Source organism: Microcoleus sp. Pol12B4 (genome assembly GCF_036701385.1).
In the GTDB taxonomy this organism is placed as follows: domain Bacteria; phylum Cyanobacteriota; class Cyanobacteriia; order Cyanobacteriales; family Microcoleaceae; genus Microcoleus.
Genome location: NZ_JAUBQR010000427.1, coordinates 1 through 1,693 on the forward strand (window position 1 = coordinate 1; position 1,693 = coordinate 1,693).

2 protein-coding genes are annotated in these 1,693 nt (G+C 40.8%); one reads left to right on the plus strand and one right to left on the minus strand.

Translation table 11 applies throughout. The annotated features are described in order from the left end of the window. Positions 1-368 precede the first annotated feature (368 nt). Complete coding sequence (locus QUA38_RS28765) at positions 369-791, plus strand: hypothetical protein (RefSeq protein WP_333167901.1); 423 nt, start codon at positions 369-371, stop codon at positions 789-791. A 166-nt stretch (positions 792-957) separates the two neighbouring features. Here QUA38_RS28765 and QUA38_RS28770 read toward each other — a convergent pair whose 3' ends face one another. After that, the gene (locus QUA38_RS28770; protein ID WP_333167904.1) at positions 958-1,581 is read right to left on the minus strand and encodes a pentapeptide repeat-containing protein; all 624 of its coding nucleotides are present in this window, start codon (positions 1,579-1,581) and stop codon (positions 958-960) included. Between the last annotated feature and the right edge of the window lie 112 nt (positions 1,582-1,693).

Here is a 1,693-nt window from a genome sequence, read left to right on the forward strand (position 1 = left end):
GTTGGCTGCTTCTACTAATTGATGGAGTGATGGGGGACTAGGCGCATTGTTTGCTCAGCCTCAGTTCCCTTGTTACGGGGGAGATATGGTTGAGTAGGGCCTCCCAAATTGCATCGGCCATCACCACTGGATATTTGAAATGTTAGAGGTCGTATTGTACTATAATTTATCTGCGCTCAGATTGAACAGTCTTTTGATCGTGATTGGGTAGTATTATTACATTAATCATGTTCGCTGCTTTTATGAAAAAGTTTATTGTTTATATATAAAAAATATGCTCGAAAAGTTCTTGCAAGTTAACCCATTGACTCTACCATCTTTGCCTTTAACATAAAAACAAAACTTGCCGAGATTACCCGCTATTTATTTTGTTTGCCCTTGGAAATTGGGATAAAATTCTTTATATTAATCGTTCTAAAAATTTGGCCACTCGCTGGAATGTTCACCATCGCTATACCGAACTCAAAACAATAGGGAATGTTCGGATTGCATGGCTTCATTGTAGTGATGAATCATTACTTTCTAAAATTGAAGAAGCATTGATTAAATATTTTGTACCTCCGTTAAACCCCACACCCAATCCTAATCCCAAGGTAACGCCTAAAAATGAGAAAACGGAAAAACTAATTGAGATTGTTAAATTAGCGCGTGGCTCGATGAGTTTTAGCGCTTTTGGTAAATTATCGGGAGTCTCTGGGGCTGCTGTTCAGTATTGGAAAAAAGGACAGGTTATCCCCGATATGGTGGGGGATGCACGCGGATTAATGCACATACAGCGTATTCCAGGTTGATAAAATACACCTCAGAAACTGGGTTTCTTTACAGTTCTCGGATTTTTACTGATTCTGTCGCTCGAAACCCGGTTTCTTACGATCTACACCTACATGGAATATTCTGTAAATGTTGACAGGATTTACCCACGGGGTGTGAGAGGGAGTATTTAAGCGGGATTTGGTATTACTCAACTATCGCCCCATCTAAGCTTGTTTTTCTTAAGTCTGTTCTCGCTAAATTTGCACCTCTTAAGTCAGCACCTGTTAAGCAAATATTGCTTAAATCTGCATAACTCAAATCAGCACCTCTGAGATTAGCATCCGATAAATTCGCTCCTGATAAATTCGCCCTCACAAGTTGCGATTTACTTAAATTGCTGCCACTCAAATTTGCCGATTGCATCTGTGCTACCATTAAGTTAGCTTTACTTAAATTAGTGTCGCTGAGGTTAGCCAAATTCAAATCAATGTTTTCCAAGCAAAGTTGGCTTAATTGCGCGCATCGCAAGTTGGCATTAATAAAAAACCTGTCTCCAATCGCATAACGGCGCAGCAATTCGTCAGCTTCCAGCCGAATTAAAATCGGTTCGCAAGTATTTTGGTAGCACCAAGATGTCTCCAGCAAACGGGCGGCTGCTTCAATTGCTACCTTGTCGCATTTAGGGATCACCAAACTATTGCACCCATCCCACTCACCGTTGAGCATGAATGCCATTTCAGAAGCTGCCGCACTTGAGTCGCATAGCAAAACGGTTTCGGGTTTGGGTTGCAGCCAATTCATTAAGGCGATCGAGCTCTTGTTTTTCACTGTTGATTTAGGGTTTGTGCGTCTTTCTTAATTATAAGGTAATTGCTCAACTAGGGGAAAAAAGGGAGCCATCAGTAGAGAGAGCTTGTTGAATAGATTGATAAGCAGTTAA